Annotated in this window: 5 protein-coding genes; 2 read left to right on the top strand and 3 right to left on the bottom strand. The window is 57.2% G+C overall.

Going from position 1 to position 3,580, the window contains the following annotated elements:
* Positions 1-99 precede the first annotated feature (99 nt).
* Positions 100-1,125 (bottom strand): long-chain acyl-[acyl-carrier-protein] reductase, encoded by a 1,026-nt coding sequence (locus NW815_RS12545; protein ID WP_414390840.1) that lies wholly within the window; start codon positions 1,123-1,125, stop codon positions 100-102.
* A 110-nt stretch (positions 1,126-1,235) separates the two neighbouring features.
* Entirely contained in the window at positions 1,236-1,967 is a 732-nt protein-coding gene (locus tag NW815_RS12540) for an aldehyde oxygenase (deformylating) (RefSeq protein WP_041436745.1), read from the bottom strand.
* A 194-nt stretch (positions 1,968-2,161) separates the two neighbouring features.
* Here NW815_RS12540 and NW815_RS12535 point away from each other — a divergent pair, with 194 nt between their 5' ends.
* Positions 2,162-2,470: a hypothetical protein gene (locus tag NW815_RS12535; protein WP_414330858.1), complete on the top strand. Its 309-nt coding sequence runs from the start codon at positions 2,162-2,164 to the stop codon at positions 2,468-2,470.
* Positions 2,471-2,484: 14 nt separating this feature from the next.
* On the opposite strand, the gene NW815_RS12530 is transcribed toward NW815_RS12535, so the two are convergent.
* On the bottom strand, positions 2,485-2,979 hold the full coding sequence (locus NW815_RS12530) for a pentapeptide repeat-containing protein (protein ID WP_414351367.1): 495 nt from the start codon (positions 2,977-2,979) through the stop codon (positions 2,485-2,487).
* Positions 2,980-3,079: 100 nt separating this feature from the next.
* On the opposite strand from NW815_RS12530, the gene NW815_RS12525 reads away from it, so the two are divergent.
* The gene (locus NW815_RS12525) at positions 3,080-3,388 is read left to right on the top strand and encodes a gas vesicle protein GvpV (protein ID WP_238376787.1); all 309 of its coding nucleotides are present in this window, start codon (positions 3,080-3,082) and stop codon (positions 3,386-3,388) included.
* The last annotated feature ends 192 nt before the right edge of the window (positions 3,389-3,580 follow it).

Raw genomic sequence — 3,580 nt, 5'->3', positions numbered from 1 at the left:
CCTAGCGGTTGGTGTCGGGTAGTTTACTCGATTGGTGATTGACCTGACCAGGGCCAGCACCTCTGCTGGGGCTGAGGCTTTCTTCATTTTGAATCTCAATTAGGCTTCGGGCATGAGGGGGCGGAACCCATGCTTGCGGGAAAGCTGCCCGATCAGATCCAATTTCTCAAGGGTGATCAAATTACGGCCCCAACTGAAATTGGTGTACAGCCCCTCAAACTCCAGCAGCATGGATTCAGCAAAGCAGGCAAAAAGCTGACGGGCCGGGTTGGCCACATTCAAAAACTGCATGATGTTCCATTCAATATCCAAAGAGTGCTCCACCATCCCCCCGTCAATGACGTAGAGCCCCTTCCGATGCAAGCTGGAGGCGATGTTCTTTGGGTAGCCACCGTCGATGATGACACAGGGATCCGGCAAAACTTGGGGATCGAGGGCCATGCCTTGGCTCATGCTGGCCACCCAAACGATAAAGTCAGCGCGGGGCAGGGCCTCTTCCAGCGAAGAGATCTCCCCCTGCTTGAGCTTGGCCTGCAATTCCTCCAGACGCCGTCGCTCTCGGGCGATGAGCAACAATTTGCCCAAGTGAGTGTGGGCCACCAACCATTGACAAATGGCGCTGCCGATATCTCCGGTCGCCCCCACCACCGCAACCGTAGCGGCTGCCAAGTCCATGGCGTAGCGCTGGGCCGCCAACTGCAGTTGCTGACAGATGATGTAGGCCGTGTGGGTATTGCCGGTGGTAAAGCGTTGGATCTCCAAGTCAATGTTGCGGACTCGCCGGAGACTGTCGAGGCGAAAAGTCTCAAAAATGATGCTGCTAAATCCCCCCAAAGCAGTAATGTTCAAGCCGCGCCGCTGGGCTAGGGCCATGGCATTCAACACTTTCCGACAAGCTGCCTTCACCCGTCCCCCCGCCAACATCTCCGGCAAGAAACAGGATTCGACGTACTGCCCATAAATCTTTTGGCCGGTGATGCTGGTTACCGTGATCTCGTCCACCACCTGAGGGGGAGCCATGCACCAGAACTCCAGGTCGCTCTCCGCATATTCGGAATAACCCAGCTTGTCTGCCACCCGCTTCGCATGGGCCAGGCTGGTCAAGTGCCCAATCAGGCCGAACATAAAGGTTTACCCGCTTGGATAACTGATGGATCCCATCAAAACATGTCCATACCCGCCTGTAGCCAGCCTAGAACTGCAGTCCGCCGGCAGAGGATGAATGCTGAGGTGGGTCATGCTGCCCGCAAACCCTGGGCTGAGAGGCGCATCACCTCGCGGGTGCTGAAGCCGATGTTGGCCAGCGCCTCTCCATAGGCAATCATAAAATCCTCGACGATGGCCTCGCGATCCATATAGATGGCTTCTACATCCTGGTCCACCTGCTGCAGCATCTGCCAGACCAAGGGCAGGTTCTGGGCGTTGGCCGCTTCGATCTGCCCTTTGACCTCGCCAAAATGCTCCCCTAGCCAGCGCTCTCCAAAATTGAGGTGCAGATATTCATCCTTGACCACCCCCTCGGTGATCTTGCGGGCAAACTCATCGGCGACGGGGATGTAAATGTTGTAGGCGGCAATGGCAAAGCATTCGATGATCAGCGACTGAATGACCAAGCAGGTAACTAGGTCTCCGGCTGCTGCCGCTTTTTGGAAATTGTTGCGCAAAGGGGCGAAGAAAGTGCGGGCAAACTCCCTATCCGGCTCTACCTGCAGGTTTTTGCCGCAGGATTGAAAGCCTTTCATGTGCCGCAATTCCATCTTGGCCAGCTTGTGCAGCTCCTCTGCCCCTTCCGGCAACATCTCGGCCAGCTTGAGGTAGTTGTCGTGGGCTTCTTGTTCCCCTTCGATCACAATGCCGTTGATGCGAGAGTAGGCCTGCCGGTAAACCGCGCTGCCATAGTCCAAGGTGGTGCCACCCTCATCGGCTAAAGGCTGGGGGGTATTGGGCAGGACGTTCACTGGGGCCATACTCATGCATCTCCTCTCGGTGTTGTTTGGGTGTTGTTGATTGTCTATGCTGACTCGACAATCGCCTCGATTGCAGTTGAATCGCTCTCTTAATCAGAATAGCTGTAGCTGCCGCAGAATTGGCGGGATTCCTTTTGCGGAATGATAGGGGTCTGCTAGGGTGAGGGTTCGAGTGCCGTTGTGGAGCCTGCTGTATGTCTGCTCTTGGGGATGGCCTGAACCAACTGCGCCAGTTGCTGGTGGAGCTGGAGGAACGATCCCTCGATCAGCCGATTGGCAGTGCCGAGGAGGTGTTGCAGGCCATTGAGCTAGCCACGGCTTTTGAGCTGTTTGAGGCGGAGAGCAGCGGTTTGCTGCTGCAGATTGTGGCCAATCTCTGGGATCGGGTACGGCAGCAGGATTTGTCTCCAGGGGAGATTCAGACGGTATCGGAGAAGTTGCGGGCGGTGGGCTATACCGATGCCGAAATTCAGGAGATCCTGGACTTGGAGCCGGAGGACTAGCCCCATTTCCCCCTCTAGGCTTGAACCATGCCCAGCTCTGCTGGAGTGATATCCGCTTCCATCTGAGTGGTGGCGTCGTAGCAGGCCCCTCGCAGGTTGGCCAGCTTGAGTTTGCACTGGGCAAGAAGGGCTCCTCTCAAGTTGGCCCCGGTGAGATTGGCCCCCGCCAAGTCCGCTTGGCTGAGATCGGCTTCGCTCAAGTCCGCTTCGGCCAGGTTGGCCCCACGCAAGTTGGCTCCTTGCAATCGGGATCCCTGCAGCTTGGCTTTCTCTAGGTTGGCCAGCCGCAGGTTGGATCCCTGCAGATCCGCTTGGCTGAGGTCGGCGCCGCTCAGGTAGGCCCGCTCCAGGTTGGCAGAGGCCAGCTTTGCCTGGCGGAGAATGGATCCCCCCAAGTCGATCCCGGCCAAGTCGGCCCCGGCCAGATCAGCTCCGGCCAGTTGGCTGTTGCTGAAGTCCCGCTCACCGCTGCCGTAGCGTTGCAACAGGTCTGCTCCAGTTTCCACCATCGCTGTTTTCCACACCGGACGAATGGATCCTACCTAGGAATAGAAGGGCCGCCAAGAGCACGCTAGGATAGGCGCAAGCCGTTTTCCGGGATCCCCCCTTATGAGCTTGCCCCGTGTGCCCCGAACTCGACCTCGCCCCAAGCTGCGCTCGATCCCTCGCCGCCAAACCGAATCCGCCCTCTATGCCGAAATGCAGCAGCTCACTGTCGAAAAGCAGCGGCTCAACCAAGAGCTAGAGTTTATTCGAGAGCGGCAAGGGCAAATCCACGCGCGACTTCAGGAAATCGAGCAGGCCATGCAACACCTTCAGCAGGAGGCAAAAGCCTTTCGGGATCCCGCTCCTGCCTCTGAACCCGCCCAGCTCAGATCCCGCCCTTCCCGCTTCCCGCCCATGACCTTCGAGTATTGAGGGATCCTATAAATCTCAAAGAAGACCCAAGATTCAAAGCAGACCTAAGCAACAAGTCAGGGGATTCTGTAGCCAACTTAACTATTTGCTGCTTATCTCAACCCGACTCCAGAATCTGGGCCAGCGAACAGCTGTTCTCAAGCTGGCTGCACAGTTACCTGAACTTCAGCTAGAAATCGCAGGAGCCCCGCA

The sequence above is a fragment of the Synechococcus sp. R6-7 genome (assembly GCF_047461695.1).
GTDB lineage: Bacteria > Cyanobacteriota > Cyanobacteriia > Thermostichales > Thermostichaceae > Thermostichus.
This window is presented reverse-complemented; position numbering and strand designations above follow the sequence as displayed.

Coding starts and splice junctions, on each gene's coding strand:
- NW815_RS12545 (WP_414390840.1), bottom strand. CDS start 1,125: ATGTTCGGCCTGATTGGGCACTTGACCAGCCTGGCCCATGCGAAGCGG.
- NW815_RS12535 (WP_414330858.1), top strand. CDS start 2,162: ATGTCTGCTCTTGGGGATGGCCTGAACCAACTGCGCCAGTTGCTGGTG.
- NW815_RS12525 (WP_238376787.1), top strand. CDS start 3,080: ATGAGCTTGCCCCGTGTGCCCCGAACTCGACCTCGCCCCAAGCTGCGC.
- NW815_RS12540 (WP_041436745.1), bottom strand. CDS start 1,967: ATGGCCCCAGTGAACGTCCTGCCCAATACCCCCCAGCCTTTAGCCGAT.
- NW815_RS12530 (WP_414351367.1), bottom strand. CDS start 2,979: ATGGTGGAAACTGGAGCAGACCTGTTGCAACGCTACGGCAGCGGTGAG.